Source organism: Pseudomonas sp. 7-41 (assembly GCF_021233075.1).
Taxonomy (GTDB): Bacteria; Pseudomonadota; Gammaproteobacteria; order Pseudomonadales; family Pseudomonadaceae; genus Aquipseudomonas; species Aquipseudomonas veronii.
The window spans coordinates 1933973-1953354 of record NZ_CP089551.1; the positions used below are offsets into that span (position 1 = coordinate 1933973).

Sequence of the window (19382 nt, forward strand, 5' to 3'; positions counted from 1 at the left end):
AATAGGCTGAAGAGCGGGGCGGTGAACTCACTATAGGTCGACGTCGCGATGTCGCAACCGTAGGTGGAGCCCGGAACATTCCGGGTTTGCGAAACGGACCTGAGAAAAGTTGTTCGCAAACAGATAACGAACCAGAAGTAACGATGAAGTTCGCGCATCGGATTCATCCGTGAGTTGGAACCATGGATGGGCTGCAACTCGATCGCGTAACTCACCTCACGGCAACTGAAGTGCTGCGATCCTCGAAATAACGAAATGAGTAACAGGCGTGCATTAATAAAACCAATAAAAACCAATACAAAAGGAAAAAATTCCTATGGGACAGGCGCAGGTTTCTTCAACTTCCCCGTTTCAAAAAAAAACATTGCGAGCCTATTTTTCAGACTTGGTTGGGGCACCCAGAAAAGCCCGTATGGCGTTGGTGGGATCCCTGATCTTGATGGTCATTAGCCCTGCAGGTTTTTCGGCGATTACCCCTTTCGTGACGGCTGCCTTTTCGGCAGCGACACATCGAGCACAATCTGAAGCGATCCTGATCTTCGTTGCGATGCCGCTGCTGCTCGGTCCGCTCATCCTGCCGATTGCAGGCGCGTGGGTGGACCGCTGGGGGGCGAGAGCCGTCACGATTCCCGCGGTGACTCTATACGCGGTAACCACGGTGCTGATTCCCCTCGTTGGCGAATCGCTGTGGTTTCTGGCGCCTATGATCATCCTGGCGGCGATGTTTGGTTTTATGTGCAGCCTCGCCGTGGTCTTCAAAGTCATCACTGGCTGGTTTCCAGAGCATCGGGGGATCGGTTTTGCGCTGATTGGCATCCTTTCAAGTTTTACCGGGGCAGTATTTTCGCCATTGTTCCAGTGGTTGATATATGGGAGCGCCGGCAGCGACGGATCGGTTGCTGCGCTCGGCCAAGCTGGTGGCATCGGTTGGAGCGGGGCTTACTTTGTAATGGCCGGCTTGATCGCTGTGCTGGGCATTCCCTCAGGGCTCTTGCTCATTTCAGAACCCACCGGTCGATCGCCTGACAAGCTCCTTCCCATGCCCGTACCGGCGCTGCGTAAGAATGATGCGGCCGGCATCCCCCTCGGGGCCGCCATCAAGACAAGGACCTGGCTATCGATCACGTTCTTTCTGGCGATCACTGCGGCGGGCCCGATGACCGTCCGACAGAACTCCGTTGATTTTTTCCAACAACGTGGCTTTGATTTAGGCGACATCGCACTTTCGCAATCCATTCTATTCATGGCTTCGATCTTGGGCCTTTTTATCGGTGGCACGGTCCTCGATCGCAGTCGCCGGCCCTGGATTATTGCACCTTTGCTCGCGATGGTTCCGATGGGGGTGGTCATCGCTTACGTCAATCAAGGCTCGGTGTCTTTGTTGTATGTGGCAATGGGCGCTCTGGGGTTTGCTACCGGTGCGGAGTCAGCGCTCGGCCCCTACCTGGTTGCTCGCTATTTCGGCCCCAAAGCCTTTGCACAACTTCAGGGTTTAACGCTGGCAATCTGTTCGCTGTCTTTTGGCCTGACACCTTTCATTACCAGTGCAGTAGCGCAAGCGGTCGGAAGTTACTTCATCCCGTTTGCTGTCCTGACTGGACTTATGATGGTCGCGGTGATGTTGGCGGCGCTCCTACCGGATTACCCGCCGGAATGGCCCGTCCCGGTTGAGCTTTACGCAAAGTAAACAACCCGTGCTCATTGACGGCGTGGTTGCCGGATCCGTTGTGTTCACCAACGATCTCTCGCAACACGCCATGCATGGGTACGCTGAGTAGTGCGCTGCTACTCAAACTTCATGTACTTGGCAACGTATTGATTCGACGCAGGGCTGGCGTTTCAGTACGAAGCGCTCGAAAAAGGTTCTTCACTCAATCCCGGGAAACGCAGAAATAAGAACGCCGATTTGTTTGATGATGTTGGTGCGCACAAACATATCTAACAAACCGGCGTTCTTATGCGCGGTAGTAATGTTTTCCTTCCTTTATGAGCGGGCTTTTCCATTGTCTCGATCAAGCCTGTCGGCGACGCGCCACAGATCGATCTGATTCTCCATGCCTGCGCGTTTTGCTCAGGCGTGTTGATTGTCGTGATTTTGGGAAGCGCGTGGAGGCCGGCAGTCGGCTGGGTCGCTATGCCCGCATGACGCGCCGCGAGGCCGATGCACACGGGGCAGTTGGAAGGGATAGACAAGCGAATAAAGGTCACTAAGCGGACGGTGTGCAGTTACCGGGATAACGAATTCTTTTTCATGAGGATCAAGACCGTCTTTCTCGGTAATCCGTGATGAGCCAAAAAAAGGGGGCTACTACGTAGCCCCAACGGGAGCAAGCTCCCTTGCCAGAGCGATTCAAACCTGGAGTGGATGGCATTGCCGCAAAGCGGTTTTTTTCATAAACAGCACTCCGATCATCGATGTGCCTAGGCTCAGGCCACAGCCTATTCCACGGGCCGAATGACGTTGGCGCTGACGCCAATGCCTGGTCCGGAAAATTCGATCATCTCTGCGCCAAGGTATTCGAGGATTTCAAGATCCGCCAAGCCGTTGATCACTTGGGAGGTGGTCGGCAACTGTTCGAATGTTGCGCGATTCCACTTCACTGAGCCTCCCGTACCTCTCCACTTGCGGAAGTTCGCGTCGGTGAACTTGATTGGCGAGGTGTCGCCCGTCGCGCCCGGCAAAGGTTGCGAAGTGGTTGCATAGGCGATATCGCAGCCGCCGCTACCCAAAGGACCGGTGCGCGGCATGTATTTATAAAACAGCGTTGCGCCTCCGGGGCCGGGGAGTCGTTTGTCACCCGCGGTTTCGGTAAGGCCGTTCAATTGGATGTCGAAGAACTTGAAGCCAAACCACGATGCCTCCCCGCCAGCCGTACCCGCTTCATGATCGATGTCTAGCAGCGGGATATCGGCAAACAACTTTGGAAAGCCCAGCTCCTCACGGCCCGTCATAATGGCATCTGGAATGCCCTCAAACAGGACCGGACAGAACGAGCCTTCGATCCTTTCCGTCGTGCCGGTATAGACGACCGGAATTTCCACGTTGAGGATGCCGTAGCCGCGACCGGCCAGCCACCATAGATTATGGAAATAGGCCAACGAAACATGAACCTGTGGCTCGCCACGCAGAGCGAAGCCGGGGGGCAGGATACGCTCCAGGCTCGATCGCTCGGTGCGGTAGCTCACGGTCATCCACTGGGCGTTCATCGTGCCTGTTTCTTCTGGGCTCCAGAGGTTGCCGTCGGGTTTCTGGCGTGGGCCTGGCGCAGGCCCGAACACTACGGGCATGCGATAGCGCACGCCGGGCTTGAATTCGAACGTCATGGGACGTCTCCTGTTTTTATCGGTTTTAGAATGGATAGTGGCGCGGCGTCGTCTGAAGCGTCAGCCAGCGCAGCTCGGTGAATTCATGTATGCCCGCGCGACCGCCGAAGCGACCGAAACCGCTGCCCTTCACACCGCCGAAAGGCATCTGCGCCTCGTCGTGCACCGTCGAGCCGTTGATGTGGCAAATACCCGACTCAATGCGCTTGGCCACCTCCAGGGCCCGCGCAATGTCTCCGCCGAACACTGCTGCTGATAACCCGAACGCGTTGTCGTTGGCGCAGGCGATGGCCTCCTCGACACCGTTGACGCGCACGATCGGCTTCACCGGACCGAAGGCTTCCTCATGGTAAATCCGCATGTCCGGCGTCACCTTGTCCAGCAACGTGGCCGGCATCAGCGTGTTATCCGTTTTGCCGCCGCACAGCAGCGTTGCGCCTTTCGCCAGCGCATCGTCGATCAAGGTATTACAGCGTTCGACTGTGCTCATATCGACCACGGAACCAAGCACCACCGGATCCTTGCCGCGTGGATCGCCAAGCGGCAGCGCGCGCGCACGAGCAGCGAGATGCAGAACGAAATCATCGGCAATGCGCGCGTCGACAATAATGCGTTCGGTCGACATGCAAATCTGGCCGGAGTTGGCGAACGCCCCGAAGATCGCACCGTCCACGGCGGCTTCGAGATTGGCGTCGTCGAGTATGACGAGCGGCGCCTTACCGCCCAATTCCAGTACCGCAGGCTTGAGATGCTGTGCGCAAGTGATGGCGATAATGCGCCCGACGCGTGTCGAGCCGGTGAAGTTAACGCGGCGCACGGCGGGGTGCGCAATTATCGCTTCGACCACTGCCGCCGCATCTGCCGGCGCATGGGTCACGAAATTCAACACACCAGGCGGGAACCTCGCTTCGTTCAACGCCTCCACAATCAGGCCGTGGGTGCGCGGACAGAGTTCCGACCCCTTGAGAACCACTGTATTTCCGCAGGCCAGCGGCGTAGCGATCGCGCGCGTGCCTAGAATCACCGGGGCGTTCCATGGCGCCATGCCAAACACGACGCCAGCCGGCTGCCGCACGGCCAGGGCGAGGTTGCCCGGTTGGTCCGAAGGAATCACCTCGCCGCTGACCTGAGTCGTTAACGCGGCCGCTTCGCGCAGTATCGCTGCCGCCAGTTGTACATTGAAACTTCCCCACGAGACGCTCGCGCCGGTTTCTGCGGCCATCGCTTCGATGAACCGCGAAACACGCGCTTCAACCGCATCGGCGGCCTTCAGAAGCAATTGGCGGCGTGCGCCCGGCCCCGTCTGTGACCACGAGACAAAGGCCCGTGCCGCTGCATCGACTGAGGCGCGAGCATCCTGCACCGTCGCTGCGGCGGCGCGCGAAACCACCTGCCCGGAAAGCGGATTACGCCGTTCGAATGTGACACCAGATGCCGCAGACATGATTTTTCCATCTATCAGCAATTTGACTTCGAACATCACCGGCCCCTTGGCGTTGAAGCAAGATTCGAGTCGATAAACGCAGTTCCAGCCGGCTCTTCGGCGACGGTGTTCTCAATGTGGCCGAGGTGTTCGATCTCTACGCGCACAACGTCTCCGGGCTGCAGAAATTTCCCCAATGCAATCCCAACATTCGCGCATGTGCCCGTCGCGATCAGGTCACCAGGCTCCAGTGTCATCACTTGCGAGAGCTCGTGGATCTGCTCCCAGATGGTGTAGATCATGCCGCCGGTGCTGGCGCTCTGGCGCGGTTCGCCGTTGACCCACAGGTTCATTTGCAAGGCGTGTGGATCGGCGATCTCATCGGCGGTCGTGATCCAGGGACCTATCGGCCCGTGACTGTCGAAGGACTTGCCGAGCGTGTAGGTCTGGCTCTTGAACTGCCAGTCGCGTGCGGTCACGTCGTTGGCGACGAAATAGCCACCCACGACGCTCGCTGCCTCTTCAATGGACACATGGCGGCAGCGCCGCCCGATCACGACACCGAGCTCGGCTTCGTAGTCCATTTTGTCCGAGACACTCGGCTTGTAGATCGGATCGTAAGGTCCGGTGATGCAACTGACCTGCTTGTTGAACCACAGCTGATTCTTCGGTATCGCGATACCGGCGCGCGCCGCTTCCTCGGCGTGATCGTGATAGTTCATGCCGATCGCAAGGTATTTCTGTGGATCGGGGATCGGCGCTTCGAGACGAACTTCGGCGAGTGGTACCCCGCCCGCCATGCCTTCGAGCTGTTGCGCAAGCCACTTGATGTACGTAGGTCCTTTGGCAAGCACGTCGCGAATCGTATCGGGCGCTGCAGGATCGAGCGCCGAGAGCGGCAAGACGCGCTCGTCAACGACAACGCCGATGGTCGCGATACTGGCGTGGGGAGTATTGCCATGGGTATAACGCGCAAGCTTCATGAGTGTGTCTCCTGAAAAAATTAACCGGCAATACGGTCACTCGTAGAATTCCGGCATCAACGGGGGCGCCCACTGGCTCATTTCATCGTTGGAGATTTCGGCGTGGCCTACGGGCATGCCGTCATTGACCAGGTCTCCGTCGGTCCAGTGCTCGATCTTGTTGCCGAACGGATCACGCCAGTAATCGAAGATCTGGCTGCCTTGAACATGGCGGCCGACGCCCCATGAATGTTTGTAGTTGCGCGCCATGAGATATTCGTTGCCCTGGAACAGGTCGTCCAGATCCAGTACCTCGAACGCGCAATGGTCGAAACGCGCCACGCCGTCTTGTGCTGCCACCATTGCGATCGTGTGATGATCGGTCCACTGCTCGCCGAGGCCGCAGTGCAGAAATGCGGCGATCGTGTTCTGTTGGACACCAGCCCAGTAGGTATCCGAGACGCGGAAGCCAAGTACGTCGCGATAGAACGCGAGCATTTCCTGAAAGTTAGGCACGAGTACCGCGACGTGTCCCAAGCGCATGACCGAACTCGGTCTGCATGCGACGCGTACTTTCTTGCCGAAGCGCTGGCGTTGCACCGCCGGATTCATCGCCAGTGGCTCGCGCGTCGGCAAGGGGGCATGGAGCGCCTGGCCATGAATCACGTCCACCACGAATCCCGCCGGATCGGTGAAGCGCACACGCTTGCCGCCACCGGGCTCGAGGCTGTCTTCGACGCTCAGATTCAGGTGCGCGGCGAGTCGCTCCAGATCGGCGAGCGACTGAGCCTTCAGACCGAAGCCTATGGGAGCGTTCTTGTCGCCGAGTTCACTGATATGCGAATGATGGTCGGCGCCAGCAGCCCGCATGTACAGGGCGCGCTCAGTACGCACAACCTGATGCAAGCCAAAGTCGACCAAAAACTGTTCCATGCTCTCCAGGTCGGTGACCTGGTAGCGCACAAATGCGATGTCTTTAACGGTAATCAACGTCTATCTCCTTCCGCTACAGATTCCACGCCAGGTCGCGCCTGGCTCGCTGCGGCTCAATCCCCATGACTCTGCTGGCAGCCAAAGATGATTAGGCATCGAAATATCGAAGGGATATAGGTGTATCAATGCCGCTGACGAAGGGGGACTTGTCGGTAAAAATCGATCTCGGGAAGAGGTCATCAATACTTTTTCGGGGGGAGTCGCACGTGGGTGACGCAGGTTGCATCGGCGTTGAGAGGCGTGCGGAACACCCAGATCGCAAGACGCTCTGGTCGATTGCCACGCGGCCCAGCAGACCGTGCTTTTGGCTCTGTGAAACCTGCGGATGAGGCGAAAACGCTTGTTAAGTGCAGCAGAGGCGTGCCTGAAAAGTGCGTGTTCGCAGAAAATAGGCGAGTTGGGAGGGGGAAGGCCTGGTTCACGATTTAATCGACATTTTTTAACCTGAAACAACGGGCCACTTAAAAACGCCTACCGGCTTCAGACCTTTCTTAATTTGCTAAGCCGTTGAGGAACGTGCCGCGATAGATGCACCTATTTTTTTGGACCACAGAGCCGATTATGAGCGCTCGTAGCAGTGACAGCTGTTTAGTTCAGCTCAATTAATAATAATAAGGAAAATACTGTGGTCCAAATAAAATATAAGAGAGACTGTGGTTCGCAATTGCCTTGCAGCAACACGGTCATCGCCCAGGTTAAAGTAATCTTGCGGGTGTCGTTGTTAACTTTCCTGGGAGCATCTGCATGCATGGCGCAAGCCCAAGCACAGGAGAGCACGCAGACGCCAACGGCGCCCGTAGCGAAAACAGCGCAAATCGTCAGCCCTCCACCGTTGGAGGGGACGACACTTCCGCCGGTCGATTCTAAATGCCTCAAATACGATGAAACCAATACCCGTATCATGAGCACGATCTATTTGCCGACGACGTGCGATACCATTTCTCCAACTTTATTCGGTATGCGAGACGCGTTGACTGATGCAGGGTGGGGCATACGAGGCCGGGTGAGTGCGGCGGTAGATTACGATGTTAAAAATAGGTACAGCTCTTCGACGCAGCAAAAGTATTCCGGGCAAAACCTGAGCGCTTATACCATCAGCAACATCTATGTTACCTATGATCTGGGTCGAAACGGGTTTCCGTTGGGTTCTCAGTTTACCGGTAGCCTGACTCAAGTTAACTCTTCCGGTGGGCAGGGTGAACCGGCTGATATGGACCCCGCAGTGGCCATTTTGGGCGTCACGGTGCCATTGCTTGATAACGCTCTGGAACTTAAAGCCGGCTACTTTTTGCTGAGTCAAGATTTTGTGGGCAGCAATCTTACTGGGAACGCCGGCACCGTTTCACAAGGTGTACAGAGTTCAATTCCCGCGCTGGTGGGGATGAGCGTATTCACACCCACACCGACGGCTGAGATTACCATCAGGGATCCATGGACGAAAAACTTCTATCTCCACTCTGCCGTATCGAACAGTGTCAGTTCTGAAGGCGCCATTACGGAGTTGGAACGAAATCCTACGGGCCTGAAGTGGGGCACAAAGGACACAGGCCCGATGTATGTCAACGAAGTGGGTTATAAAACTTCAATGACACCCGACAGCCTGCCTGTTTGGGCCAGGGCTGGTTTTATCTACAACACAACTGACTATTCAAAATTTGACGGTGGCAAATCGGAAGATAACTACGCATCGTATGCTGGCCTGACGATGCAGCTCACCAAAAATGCCACTAACCCGGGTGGGTTGAACCTGGATATCAAAGTCGATTCTGCGCCATCGGATCGAAATATCTATACGAAGGACTTCGCGATTAACCTGTTTTATGTGGCCCCGTTTGAGAGTCGACCTTTTGATATGGCGTCGGTGGGGTACAGTAAATCTTGGGAGAGTCCCGAGTTGCAGGATGCTGTAGCGATGGGTGGCGTTCATGATACGTCGAGACAGACCAGTCAAGTAGCAGTTTCGTATGCTTATCGACTGCGTCAGGGTATATATCTGATATCGACGGCTTCTTACGTGACTAACCCGGGAACCGTGTCGGAATCGGAGATGCCCGCAGCTCTGATTGTCAATGGGGCGCTAATGTTTAACTTCTGATTGTATAAAGACAGTCTGCTAGCCGTTCACGCCGGTTAGCAGCACTCATCGAAAGAGCACCGCGATCCGAGGCCGTCGCATCATGTGCCGATGGCCGCGATAGTGAATGTGCCGTCAGTCTCGAGAAGTCCTCTCTCGGCTGACATGTCATGTGTCGTGCCTGCAGATCCACACGGCGCAGTGCCACGGAACAACATTGGGATCTGTCTGTTTCACTGGATTGAAGTGACGAACCTCTGCTTGTTTTCGCCCGCCTGGAAGAAAAGTCTAAGGCGCATATTGTGATAGATACACCTGTTTTTTGGGGCGCGCGGAGCGGGTTATGTCGGTTGTATTAATCATCGCTATTCAATAATAATAAGGAGAGTGCTGTGGTTAAAATAAAGAGGACTGCGGCTCCGAATGGGCTCGTCGTAACAACGTGTAAAATCGTCTTGCTGGTATCGTTGTTCACTTTTTTAGCGCTCTCCGAACGCATGGCGCAGGCACAGATACAGGAGGACAGGCCGGCATCGGGGTTTTCCGTAACGCAATCAACGCAAATCCTCAGTCCTCCGCCCATGGAGGAGGGGGCACTTCCGCCGGGTTATGAAGGTTGTCAAAAATACGATAAATATAATACTCGTATTATGACGACAATTTATTTGCCGTCGACGTGTGACACTGTTTCGCCAACATTGTTCGGTGCTCGAGAAGGGCTCGCTAATGCCGGTTGGGGCATTCGAGGTACGATCAGTGTCGCCGCAGATTACGATATCAAAAATAGGTACAGCTCTTCGACAACGCAAAAATACTCTGGGCAAGTTCTGAGTGCTTATACAATCAGCACCGTATATGTCACCTATGATCTGGGTCGAAACGGGTTCCCGTTGGGTTCTCAGTTTACCGGCAGTTTCTCTCAGGTTTTTTCTACCGGTGGTACGGGGGAGCCGCCTGCGATGGACCCCACCGTGGCCACTTTGGGCCTCACTGTGCCCTTACTTGATAACGCGCTTGAACTTAAAGCCGGCTATTTTTTGTTGACTCAAGATTTTGTAGGAATGAATCTGACTGGAAACGCCGGGTCAGTCTCACAAGGTGTGCAGAGTTCAATTCCATCGCTGGTGGGGATGAGCGTGTATTCACCAACACCGACGGCAGAGATTACAGTCAGGGATCCATGGACAAAGCGTTTTTATCACCATTTCGCAATGTCGCGCAGTATCAGTGCTGACGGCGCGATCCACGAGTTGGACGAAAATCCTACCGGTTTGAGGTGGGGAACCAAAGATACCGGTCCGATATACGTCAATGAGTTTGGTTATAAAACCGAATTCGCACCGGGAAGTCTGCCTGTCTGGGCCAGGGCCGGCTTTATTTACAATACAACGGACTATTCAACATTCAACGGAGGGCAATCGGAAGATAACTACGCGGCGTATGCGGGGCTTACGGTGCAGCTTACCAAGAATTCGACTAACCCGGGTGGGTTGAATTTGGATATCAAAGTCGACTCTGCGCCATCGGATCGGAATATATTTTATAAAGACTTTGCAGTTAATCTTTTTTATGTGGGGCCGTTTGAGAGTCGACCATTCGATATGGCTTCGATTGGGTACAGTAAAACCTGGGAGAGTCCCGAGTTGCAAGATGCGGTCGCTGCAGGCGGAGCTCGCGATACGTCTAGAGTTTCGACTCAAGGGGCTCTTTCATATGCCTATCAATTTAGTCCAGGTATCTATCTCATCTCGACCGCCTCTTTAGTGACTAATCCGGGAACGGTGGCAGAAAACGAGCTTCCAACGGCGCTGATTCTCAATGAAAAGCTAATGATTAACTTCTGATTCTAAAAAATAAACTGCTCACCGCTCACAACCCGTGAACAGAATTTATGTTTTTGATATCACCGAGCTTCAGGCAGGCCTCCTCAAGGGGGCGAAGGAGAATCTATAATGCAAGAAAAAACAAATCAGCCTGTTCAATCGCGATCCTATATTTCTTCGCCTCAGGCGATCATTGACGAAGCGCGTAATGGTCGAATGTTCATCCTGGTCGACGATGAAGATCGTGAAAACGAAGGTGATCTTGTTATTCCTGCCCAGATGGCGACGCCCGATGCGGTCAATTTCATGGCGACCCATGGGCGAGGCCTGATTTGCCTTGCGATGACGGAGGAACGGATCGAGCAACTCAAACTCGAACCGATGAGTCGTTCCAATGGAACACGTCATGAAACCGCTTTCACCGTATCAATAGAGGCGCGCGAAAACGTCAGCACCGGGATTTCAGCAAGCGACCGGGCGCGTACGATTTCCGTCGCCATTGGTGCTGCCAACGGTCCTGCGGATATCACCACCCCAGGGCATGTTTTCCCCCTGCGTGCCCGCGATGGTGGCGTACTGACTCGAGCCGGTCACACCGAAGCCTCCGTAGACGTGTCGCGTCTTGCCGGGTTGAATCCTTCGGGTGTGATCTGCGAGATCATGAAGGACGATGGCACGATGGCTCGTATGGACGACTTGATCGTTTTCGCAAAAAAGCATGACATGAAGATCGGTACGATCCGCGACCTTATCGCCTATCGGTTGCGCCACGACCATCTGCTCGAGCGCAAGGCCACCACGACCTTCAAGAGTAAATGGGGAGGAGAGTGGTTGGTCTATGCCTTTTGGAATAAGGCCAGCAAGAGCGAGCAAATAGCCTTGGTCAAGGGCATCATCGACCCAACCCGGCCGGTTTTGGTGCGAATGCACGCGCTCTCTATCTTTGCCGACGCCTTCGGTGAAGTCTGTGAGGAATCAAGTTATCTCGCCCGGGCAATGGAAGTGATCGCCGAAGAAGGCGCGGGTGTGGTGGTGATCATCAACAAGCCACGATCCGATGCATTTACTGCGACCGTTCAGTTTCGCGGCCAGGATGATCGGGACGCGGAAGCCAGGGAGCTGCGTGACTATGGCACTGGCGCCATGGTGCTGGCTGAGCTTGGGGTTCAGCAAGTGATCCTGCTATCTAATCATCGCCACAGTCTGGTTGCTGTCTCCGGGTACGGGCTAACGGTTCTTGACGAGCGTCCTATCGATATTGCTGCGCAGTAAAACCGCCCCCGGAAAACGTTCCCACCAGGTACACCTGCTATCAGATACGGCTTGCGTTTACCGTGGCATTTCCGGTGAGCAGTTCCACGGTAACAACGCTTCGCAGTCGTCTACCGACAGGGCATGCGGCAACCACTCTATTACGTGGCGTAGCCATGCATGGAACTGTAAATCTGCGCACTGGCGGTGGCGCCTTTAGGCGTATCCCTGATTGGTGTGTCAACTCTGCTGGTCTCGTTCGCCAGGGGGCGGGCGAGCGGCCAGCGGGTTGAGCGCGTCGCTTCAGGCCGTTCTCTGCCGCTTTCAACTGGCGATGACGCGTATCAACTGCCAGGCGGCGAATCCCAGCAGGAAAAGGCCTGCGCTGCGGTCGATCCATTGCATGGCGCCAACTCCCAGGCGGTGACGGATACTGGACACGCCGAAACTGAGGGCTAGCCACCAGAGCGCAGAGCCGCAGAATATGCCCAGCACCATCACCGGCCCGTCCGTACTGGACATCGCCTCGCCGCCGGATAGGGTGGCGAAGATGGCAACGAAGGAGAGTATGGTCAGCGGATTGCTTAGGGTCAGGAGGAACACCGAGGCGAAGGCCGGCAGCGCGCGGGCTTGGTCGCTCGCACTGGCGGATTGTTCCGGCGGTGTGGCGCACAACATCTTCAAGCCCATCCAGGCCAGGAACAGGGCGCCGAAGAGGGCGAGTGGGGTGACCAGCGCGACGAACATGTGAGTGATTGCGCCGATACTAAAGGCGCCCAGCGCACCATAGCAGGCATCCGCCGCCGCCGCGCCCAGGCCGCTGATGAAACCGATGCGCACACCATGCCCCAGGGTTCGCTGGATGCACAACAGGCCGATGGGGCCAACCGGCGCGGCGATGGACAGGCCGATCAGGACGGATTTGAGAAACAGCAGGGTCGCCATGCGCAGGCTCCGGGACAGTGGACATGGGCGATATTCTGCGTTGCAATGCATCGATCCTGAAGACAGGAATTACGGTAGTTTCAAGTAATCACCTGAATAAATTACGAATTCAGAATGGGATGCCTGAAAAAATGGAGCTGGATGCAAAATCCTGGAAAATACTTCAGATCGTGCAACTCGAGGGGCGTATTTCCCTGACAGATCTGGCACCAAGGGTGGCCCTTTCGCTGCCAGCCACCTCCGAGCGCCTCAAGCGCCTGGAAGAAGCCGGAGTGATTGAGGCTTACTGCGCAACGGTTTCCGCCGAGAAGGCCGGTTACGGGGTGATGGCGCTGATCGGCATGACCACTCCGCAATCGAACAAGGCGCGGCTGATCGGCCAGTTGCAGCAGATGCCGGAGGTGCTGGAATGCCTGCACGTGACCGGGCAGGACTCCTTTATCCTGCGGGTGGTGACCCGCGACATCCGATACCTGGAGCGTTTCGTCGGCAGCATCAACCACTTTGGCGAGACGCGCACGTCCATCGTCATGTCCGCGCCCATTCCCTTGCGGGGGGTGGCACCGCCAGGCGATTGATCATTCGAGTTGGGCAGCTTTGGTCGTTTTCCGCCAGTGATAACCAGAAGCCAGGGAGCACCTTTTGCCGGTCATGATCATGAAACGTGCAGCTCAAGCCCGATGCGAACGGCTGGTCAAGTCAGTGCAATTGCCCAATGGGAAGAGGGACGGCCCGATTTATGATTGAGTCGACGTTTTTAACCTGAAACAACCGGCCAGTTAAAAACGGCTACTTCAGACCGTCCCTATTCATACCTTCCCTAAGCGGGGGACTCGTTCAAGCAAGTGTGTGCCTAAGTGCTTGCCCGGGGTTTCCCCTCGCTGTTTGAGCCAGCAGAGGTTGCATCGCCATTGCCGTCAACCGCAGTTTTGCGCAACAAGAACATGGCGGCGAAACCTGACAATACGATGAGTACCAGCGCGCAAAGAAAAGCGTGACTAAATACTTGTTGGAGCCCGAGCGAGAGATTTTGCTGCAAGGCCGCAGTGACACCAGAGTGCTCGCTATTGGCCGATATCCCGCCCGTCAGAATAACGGCAAGCAGTGCGGTGCCGAGTGCGCCACCGGCCCGCTGTATGACGTTGAGCCCACTCGTGGCACGAGCGATCTCATGCTTTCGCAATGTACTTAGTGCAGCGCTTGTCGCAGGCATCATCGTTGAGCCTTTGCCAAACCCGACAATGAACAACATCACTTCAATGCTCCAGAGCGGTGATGTACTTTCGATCATGCTCAGGAACAGAACAGACATTGCCGCGCATACGATGCCAAACAAAACAACTTTTCCAGCGCCGATTTTGTCGACCAGGTAGCCCGAGAGCGGCATTGCCAGCACGGCCCCTAGCCCCTCAACTATGACGAGAAGCCCGGTGTCGAAGGCCGAGTAACCCCGCACTAGTTGAAAATATAAAGGAAACAAAAGGGACATGCCGAAAGCGGATGCGCTCAACAGAAAGCTAATGATGGCGACGGGGCCAACGATCCGACGGCCAAACAGCCGGATATCGATCAGCGCATCGTCGCGCCTCAGGGCGTGCAGGGTGAACCCGACGATCATTGCAAGACCAACGAAGGCACAGCCGTCAGCCGTCAGTGAGCTGAAGCCGCCCACTACCGTGATTTGCGTAAGCCCGTAGATGAAGATCCCTAATCCCGGGGATAGGAGCAAAAAGCCGGTCCAATCTAGGGCGTGGTGGGGTTTGGATTCGTCAGCGTCTAGCACACGGTAGGCTGCATACAAAGCAATCGCGCCGATGGGCAGATTGATGAAGAAGATCCAGCGCCAGGAAACGTCGTCCACCAGCCATCCACCCAAGGTCGGACCCAGGATCGGGCCCAGTACGATGGGCAGTCCTACGATTCCCATCAGGCGCCCCATTCGCTGTGGACCCGCCGCGAGGCTCAGGAGTGTCATGCCGGTTGGCAAGATCATGCCGCCACCGAGTCCTTGCAGCACGCGGAATACGATCAGCGATGACATCGACCAGGCGGCGCCTGACAAGGCGGACCCGATTAGAAACAGCAGGATCGATGTCAGGTACAGACGCTTGGTGCCGAAGCGGTCGGCCGCCCAACCGGCGAGGGGGATGATCGCGGTGAGGGCGAGCATATAGCCGGTCGAGATCCACTGAGTCGTTTCCAGCGGAGCCTGGAAGGTTTTTGTCAGCCCTTGGATCGCGATGTTAACGACTGTCGTGTCGAGGATCGACATAAAGGCACCCAGAACCACCACGGCGGCAAGGCGTAGTAGATGCGGATCCAGTTTGTCGGATAATTCAGAATCTGGATTGGCAGGAGAAAGATCGACGCTGCTCACAAAGTCCCCACTATTTCGCGTTTCATTAATTCGCTTTTGCGCTTGGCCGCGTTGACGGCAGCCATCGCATCACCCATTCGGATTGCCCGCGAGATGTCCAGGCTGCAGGCTTGCATCGTCGAGGCTACCTTGCCCGAGAAATAGGCAAGGTCTGCCCACCTCTTACTGAGCAAGGATTGTAGTGCCAGGCTTCGCACGAGAATGACGAGGATCGGGTTGCCCATCATTTCGAACAGCGTGTTATCAATTTCGATGAGATCAGTCAATTTGGCGATTTTCTGTGAAGGGAGATCGTTGTTCGAGGAGGGCGCAGTACCATTGTTGTTGCGTTCGGCGGCTACGCGGACCCCTTCGATCACGAGCAGGCTCGACAACTCGAAGTTTTGCTCCAGAGAGATGCCGCAATTCGCTATACCTGAGCTGATCAGGCGTACAACTGTCCCGGTCTTGGGCTGCGTGCTGATCACGCCGCCGTTACGTCCGCGGCAGCACGCGACAATGCCGAGATCCTCGAGTATTCGCAAGGCTGGACGTACGATCTCGCTGGCGAAGCCGTAACGAGCGCCGATATCCCACTCAGACCCGAGCTTGAACGACACCGTTGCCGCATGCGTCAGAATCTCCTCGACGATCAATCCCGCCAATCGGCCGGAGGAATTTTTCATGTCGAGGAAGGTGGTTGCTTGCTCAAAGCTGACCTGATCCATCGGTCGGTTCACACCAACCAGGTCGAGTGCGTGTATACGATCCCGGATCAGGCAGCACGCCGTTTCCGCATCACCTGATCGTATGGCCTTGATGAGGGCGTTATCCACCAGTTCTGTGTGGATCTCGGCTTTTTGGGGATCGGCAGCAACGAAGCGTTGCTGTAGCTCTTCCAGCAGATCCATCAGGAACGTGATCGCCGTATCGCCGGAGGCCTGGGCTAATTGACGATAAAAATCTGATCCCAATTCCTTGCCAGCAATGGGGGGCGCGTCTCGATAGATGAAGGGCATGTTGTGCCGGATGAGCGAACGGATGGCAAGTTGACAAACAATTATACGTGCCTCGCGAAGGGCTCGCGGCGAGGTGCGGCTGAGGACGAGATGCAGAATGAGCGCTTGTACTGTGTCGTTCAATCCCGGGCGAGAGACGTAGAGGCCGCCGCCGACACCTCGCCGGACATTGATGAGCCGGCGTGTCTGCATGATGGCGATGACCTCCTGGCAGACCTTGCGTCCCATTCCGAAGCGCTGCCGCAGGTCTGAAACCGAGCCGATCAGATGACCTTCCGGCCAGTCGCGGCCGGAGAGATCCTCCTCCATCGCGGCTACGATCTCATGCGCCAATTGATGCGATCTGTTGTCCGGGCCGGCAATACGTTCACTGAAGTCGCGTCGGACCTCACTCCTAAGATCGGGAAAGTTCATGACGTCTCCACCTATTTTTATTTTTGGTTTGTGCCGACGCCCGATTGAGCGCCGGCGAAGTGCCTATATTTTTTCCATTCTCTTGGGCTGCCGCAGCAGGCTATTAAGTGATTTTCTACGGCTGCGGGACGCGTGGACCGCTCCGGTTTGTTTCCTAATTAATGTTTCTGAGCGTTTTTAACGGTGCTTGCGCTCTGTAATGTGCCGACCGGCCCGCGAATTCGACGACCTGACGGCCAACCAAATTGAGCTGGTTGGCTGTCGCCTCGTCCTGGCAGACACCGTTGACGAAGATTTTCCCGCTTGAGTTGATTGCGGCCCCCATGGGCGTCGGCCAGCCGCGCAGCGCGTGGACGATCGAGCGCAGCGCGCCGAGGGTCCCGCCGGTTGCTTGCCAGCCGTAGGCAGTAGCGATCAACCCGATTGGCAGTCCATCCAGATAGACCCTCTCGTCCTTGGACGTTTCCTCGATATAGTCGATGGCATTCTTGACGAGACCGGAGATGCTGCCGTGATATCCGGGGCTGGCGATGATGAGACCATCCGCTGCGCGAACCGCCTCGATCAGTGCTTTTGCGCCACTGTTGAGTGGGCCGCTGCCATAGTGCGGGAGCGCCAAGAGCGCCTCGCCACCGAAGAGTTGGGTCCTCCCACCAGCCGCTTCCGCGGTCGATAGGGCAAGGATCAGTGCCTGCTCGGTGGACGAACCTTTATAGGCAGTCCCGCCTATTCCGACGATGAGGGGCTTGTCCGAAGGCATTTTCATGACCGGAAACCTCCCTCCATGACCAGTTCTTCGACCGGCAGCCGGCTGTTCGGCTGCTCGCGTTCCTGCAAAGGCGGTGGCAGCAGGCTCTTATCGCCCATCCTGCCGATGGCAATCACTGTTTCGACCCGGAAGGTCTTGGGCACATCGAGCGCTTCGTAGGTGCGCTCGACATCGAAACCGGCCATCGCGTGTGCATGCCAACCAAGCCGCGTGGCCTGCAAGGCGAGATAGGCCCAAGCCGCGCCAGCATCGAGCGAATGGGTGTAGGAAGGCATTGGGCCCGGGGCACCCGGCATCTGCGCGGTATTGGCGGACACCAGCACGACCAGTGCCGAGGCGCCGGCAGCCCAGCCTTGGTTCATCGGCACGAGAAGGTCGAACAGACGCGACCATTGCGGCGTGTCCTTACGGGCGTAGATGAAGCGCCAAGGTTGCGAGTTGAAAGAGGAGGGGGCCCAATGCGCCGCTTCGAAGATCGTCATCAGGTCCTGGTCGGAAATGACAGCGTCCCGATCAAAGGCACGTGGGGACCAGCGCTCCAGAAAGATCGGATCGATGGGGTAAACCGAGGTGCGGGTGTTGGAAGGACTGGACATATTAGGTTTTTCTCTGTGTGTAAAGTGTTAGCGCTGTGCCAAGCCGCCAGCGAACATGTTGAAGGGGGGAAGACCAAGGACATGGCGTCCGGCGATTTCTGCCGCTGGATCCCGGCGGATGGCACCGTGGGTCAACATCACCCGAGCATCGCGGGCGAAGCGTTGAATGGGGTTGCGCAGGCTGACGGTCGAAGAACCGATGCAAAGCTGCATCTCGTCAATGGCCTCACCGCAGAGGTTCGCGGCGAAGACCAGGCTCATTGTGGCGAGGGATTCCTCGCGAGGCGCGAAGTCTTCTGCGCGCCGGGTGCGTGCATCAACTTCGTCGGCCGTCTGCAGGATCAATGCCTCGGCGGCTTTGATCTTGGCATATACCAGCCCTGCGACGACCTGGGTCGACGGCGTCGCGGCGACCGTTTCATAAGGCAGGTTGAACGGCAGGCGCTTGTTGGCCTGTTCGACGAAGCAATCAAGACAGCCTCTTGCCATGCCGAGGGTGATGGCGATATTGGCGAGCGCCGTGGAAAGCATGGTCGCCATGGGCCCCATCCGATAGGTGAGCCCTTCGTATTTCTGCGAGAGCGCGCCCAAGGCGATAGGCAGGTCGGCATGGCGGATCACGCGATACGCGGGAACGAAGACCTCGTCCTTGGCCACGATGCTATTGCTTGAACTCGCGGCCATGCCCATGACATGCCAGTCGTCGAGGATTTCGTATTGATCTCGAGAGATCAGTGCCAAGCCGCGAACGGGCTTGTCATCTTCTTGCCATTCGATACCGACCACTGCCCAGGCGGCATAACTACAGCCGCTGCCATACATCCACTTGCCTTTGACCAGGAATCCCGCGTCGGTGGGTCTGGCCTGCCCCACGATGTTGGAGAAGATCGAAGCCCCCACCGCGGCCGGTCCGACCCAATCTGATATCTGCGCCGAAACTTCATCGACTGCCTGTGGGCTGAAAGCAAGGACCATGCGGATGCCGGATGCCGCGAAACCGCTCCAGCCGGCCGAGCCATCGGCATAGGACGCGGCGGCGATCACTTCTACCAGATCGCGTGCGCCGAAGGCCGAACCGCCGAATTTCTCCGGTAGCGTGATGCGGAAATAACCGGTCTGGTCCAGCGCCCGCACTGCTTCGGGTACGAGCGCCGTGGCTTTCTCGCTTTCCCACGCGGTTTCGCGCAAAAGCGGCGTCAACGCCAGGATAGCGTCGCGCATCTTCACCGCTTCGGGACTTGGGCCGGGGGCCTTGACGGGCCCGGCGTCGGAATCCGCCGGCTGATTGAGCTTGCTGAGTGGGTTCATTTTATTGTCGTTTTCGTTGGGTTGAACATGGCGCAGATAGTGGCGCTTGCCCAGCAAGGAAACGAAGTCTCAGAGGGTTACGCTAATTCAGGCTTGGGCACCGACGGTCATGTGTGACGTGTTGT

15 protein-coding genes and 2 pseudogenes are annotated in these 19382 nt (G+C 56.6%); 6 read left to right on the forward strand and 11 right to left on the reverse strand.

Going from position 1 to position 19382, the window contains the following annotated elements:
- Window positions 1-316 precede the first annotated feature (316 nt).
- Entirely contained in the window at window positions 317-1687 is a 1371-nt protein-coding gene (locus tag LQ249_RS08685) for an MFS transporter (protein WP_232566371.1), read from the forward strand.
- A gap of 459 nt (window positions 1688-2146) precedes the next feature.
- A pseudogene (locus LQ249_RS31715) lies at window positions 2147-2287 on the forward strand (ISL3 family transposase); the annotation flags it as partial.
- A gap of 152 nt (window positions 2288-2439) precedes the next feature.
- Here the strand turns inward: LQ249_RS31715 and LQ249_RS08690 are convergent.
- From LQ249_RS08690 to LQ249_RS08705, 4 genes are read right to left on the reverse strand one after another with little or no spacing between them, the layout of a single operon-like run.
- On the reverse strand, window positions 2440-3324 hold the full coding sequence (locus tag LQ249_RS08690) for an acetoacetate decarboxylase family protein (RefSeq protein WP_232566372.1): 885 nt from the start codon (window positions 3322-3324) through the stop codon (window positions 2440-2442).
- 25 nt (window positions 3325-3349) lie between these two features.
- Window positions 3350-4804: an aldehyde dehydrogenase gene (locus LQ249_RS08695; protein ID WP_232566373.1), complete on the reverse strand. Its 1455-nt coding sequence runs from the start codon at window positions 4802-4804 to the stop codon at window positions 3350-3352.
- Window positions 4804-5730: a fumarylacetoacetate hydrolase family protein gene (locus tag LQ249_RS08700; RefSeq protein ID WP_232566374.1), complete on the reverse strand. Its 927-nt coding sequence runs from the start codon at window positions 5728-5730 to the stop codon at window positions 4804-4806. The genes LQ249_RS08695 and LQ249_RS08700 overlap by 1 nt, the downstream gene beginning before the upstream one ends.
- A gap of 36 nt (window positions 5731-5766) precedes the next feature.
- Complete coding sequence (locus LQ249_RS08705; RefSeq protein WP_232566375.1) at window positions 5767-6699, reverse strand: VOC family protein; 933 nt, start codon at window positions 6697-6699, stop codon at window positions 5767-5769.
- A gap of 751 nt (window positions 6700-7450) precedes the next feature.
- Between LQ249_RS08705 and LQ249_RS08710 the strand changes: the two genes are divergently transcribed.
- From LQ249_RS08710 to ribB, 3 genes are all read left to right on the forward strand, one after another.
- The gene (locus LQ249_RS08710; protein ID WP_232566376.1) at window positions 7451-8797 is read left to right on the forward strand and encodes a carbohydrate porin; all 1347 of its coding nucleotides are present in this window, start codon (window positions 7451-7453) and stop codon (window positions 8795-8797) included.
- Between the two features lie 371 nt (window positions 8798-9168).
- Complete coding sequence (locus LQ249_RS08715) at window positions 9169-10620, forward strand: carbohydrate porin (RefSeq protein WP_232566377.1); 1452 nt, start codon at window positions 9169-9171, stop codon at window positions 10618-10620.
- Window positions 10621-10728: 108 nt separating this feature from the next.
- Entirely contained in the window at window positions 10729-11871 is a 1143-nt protein-coding gene (gene ribB / locus LQ249_RS08720) for a 3,4-dihydroxy-2-butanone-4-phosphate synthase (protein WP_232566378.1), read from the forward strand.
- Between the two features lie 57 nt (window positions 11872-11928).
- On the opposite strand, the pseudogene LQ249_RS08725 reads toward ribB, so the two are convergent.
- Together LQ249_RS08725 and LQ249_RS08730 are read right to left on the reverse strand one after the other, a co-directional pair.
- Window positions 11929-12077: pseudogene (locus tag LQ249_RS08725) on the reverse strand (transposase domain-containing protein); the annotation flags it as partial.
- 97 nt (window positions 12078-12174) lie between these two features.
- On the reverse strand, window positions 12175-12795 hold the full coding sequence (locus LQ249_RS08730; protein ID WP_232566379.1) for a LysE family translocator: 621 nt from the start codon (window positions 12793-12795) through the stop codon (window positions 12175-12177).
- Between the two features lie 23 nt (window positions 12796-12818).
- On the opposite strand from LQ249_RS08730, the gene LQ249_RS08735 reads away from it, so the two are divergent.
- Entirely contained in the window at window positions 12819-13373 is a 555-nt protein-coding gene (locus LQ249_RS08735) for an Lrp/AsnC family transcriptional regulator (protein WP_232566380.1), read from the forward strand.
- 275 nt (window positions 13374-13648) lie between these two features.
- Here LQ249_RS08735 and LQ249_RS08740 read toward each other — a convergent pair whose 3' ends face one another.
- The 5 genes from LQ249_RS08740 to LQ249_RS08760 form a co-directional block, all read right to left on the reverse strand.
- Window positions 13649-15172 carry a DHA2 family efflux MFS transporter permease subunit gene (locus LQ249_RS08740; RefSeq protein ID WP_232566381.1) on the reverse strand — a complete coding sequence of 508 codons (1524 nt, stop codon included), beginning with the start codon at window positions 15170-15172 and terminating at the stop codon, window positions 13649-13651.
- On the reverse strand, window positions 15169-16584 hold the full coding sequence (locus LQ249_RS08745; RefSeq protein ID WP_232566382.1) for a hypothetical protein: 1416 nt from the start codon (window positions 16582-16584) through the stop codon (window positions 15169-15171). The genes LQ249_RS08740 and LQ249_RS08745 overlap by 4 nt, the downstream gene beginning before the upstream one ends.
- A gap of 154 nt (window positions 16585-16738) precedes the next feature.
- A complete protein-coding gene (locus LQ249_RS08750; RefSeq protein ID WP_232566383.1) occupies window positions 16739-17350 on the reverse strand; it encodes an NADPH-dependent FMN reductase in 612 nt (203 codons plus the stop codon).
- Window positions 17347-17949 carry a nitroreductase family protein gene (locus LQ249_RS08755; RefSeq protein WP_232566384.1) on the reverse strand — a complete coding sequence of 201 codons (603 nt, stop codon included), beginning with the start codon at window positions 17947-17949 and terminating at the stop codon, window positions 17347-17349. Before LQ249_RS08755 ends, LQ249_RS08750 begins: the two co-directional genes overlap by 4 nt.
- Before the next feature lie 27 nt (window positions 17950-17976).
- Entirely contained in the window at window positions 17977-19314 is a 1338-nt protein-coding gene (locus LQ249_RS08760; RefSeq protein ID WP_232566385.1) for an acyl-CoA dehydrogenase family protein, read from the reverse strand.
- Window positions 19315-19382 lie beyond the last annotated feature (68 nt).

Bases quoted from the DNA above. Each gene is read 5' to 3' on its own strand.
- LQ249_RS08710 (WP_232566376.1), top strand. From the start codon at position 7,451: ATGGCGCAAGCCCAAGCACAGGAGAGCACGCAGACGCCAACGGCGCCC.
- LQ249_RS08730 (WP_232566379.1), bottom strand. From the start codon at position 12,795: ATGGCGACCCTGCTGTTTCTCAAATCCGTCCTGATCGGCCTGTCCATC.
- LQ249_RS08750 (WP_232566383.1), bottom strand. From the start codon at position 17,350: ATGAAAATGCCTTCGGACAAGCCCCTCATCGTCGGAATAGGCGGGACT.
- LQ249_RS08685 (WP_232566371.1), top strand. From the start codon at position 317: ATGGGACAGGCGCAGGTTTCTTCAACTTCCCCGTTTCAAAAAAAAACA.
- LQ249_RS08700 (WP_232566374.1), bottom strand. From the start codon at position 5,730: ATGAAGCTTGCGCGTTATACCCATGGCAATACTCCCCACGCCAGTATC.
- LQ249_RS08745 (WP_232566382.1), bottom strand. From the start codon at position 16,584: ATGAACTTTCCCGATCTTAGGAGTGAGGTCCGACGCGACTTCAGTGAA.
- LQ249_RS08695 (WP_232566373.1), bottom strand. From the start codon at position 4,804: ATGTTCGAAGTCAAATTGCTGATAGATGGAAAAATCATGTCTGCGGCA.
- LQ249_RS08690 (WP_232566372.1), bottom strand. From the start codon at position 3,324: ATGACGTTCGAATTCAAGCCCGGCGTGCGCTATCGCATGCCCGTAGTG.
- LQ249_RS08735 (WP_232566380.1), top strand. From the start codon at position 12,819: ATGGGCGATATTCTGCGTTGCAATGCATCGATCCTGAAGACAGGAATT.
- ribB (WP_232566378.1), top strand. From the start codon at position 10,729: ATGCAAGAAAAAACAAATCAGCCTGTTCAATCGCGATCCTATATTTCT.
- LQ249_RS08755 (WP_232566384.1), bottom strand. From the start codon at position 17,949: ATGTCCAGTCCTTCCAACACCCGCACCTCGGTTTACCCCATCGATCCG.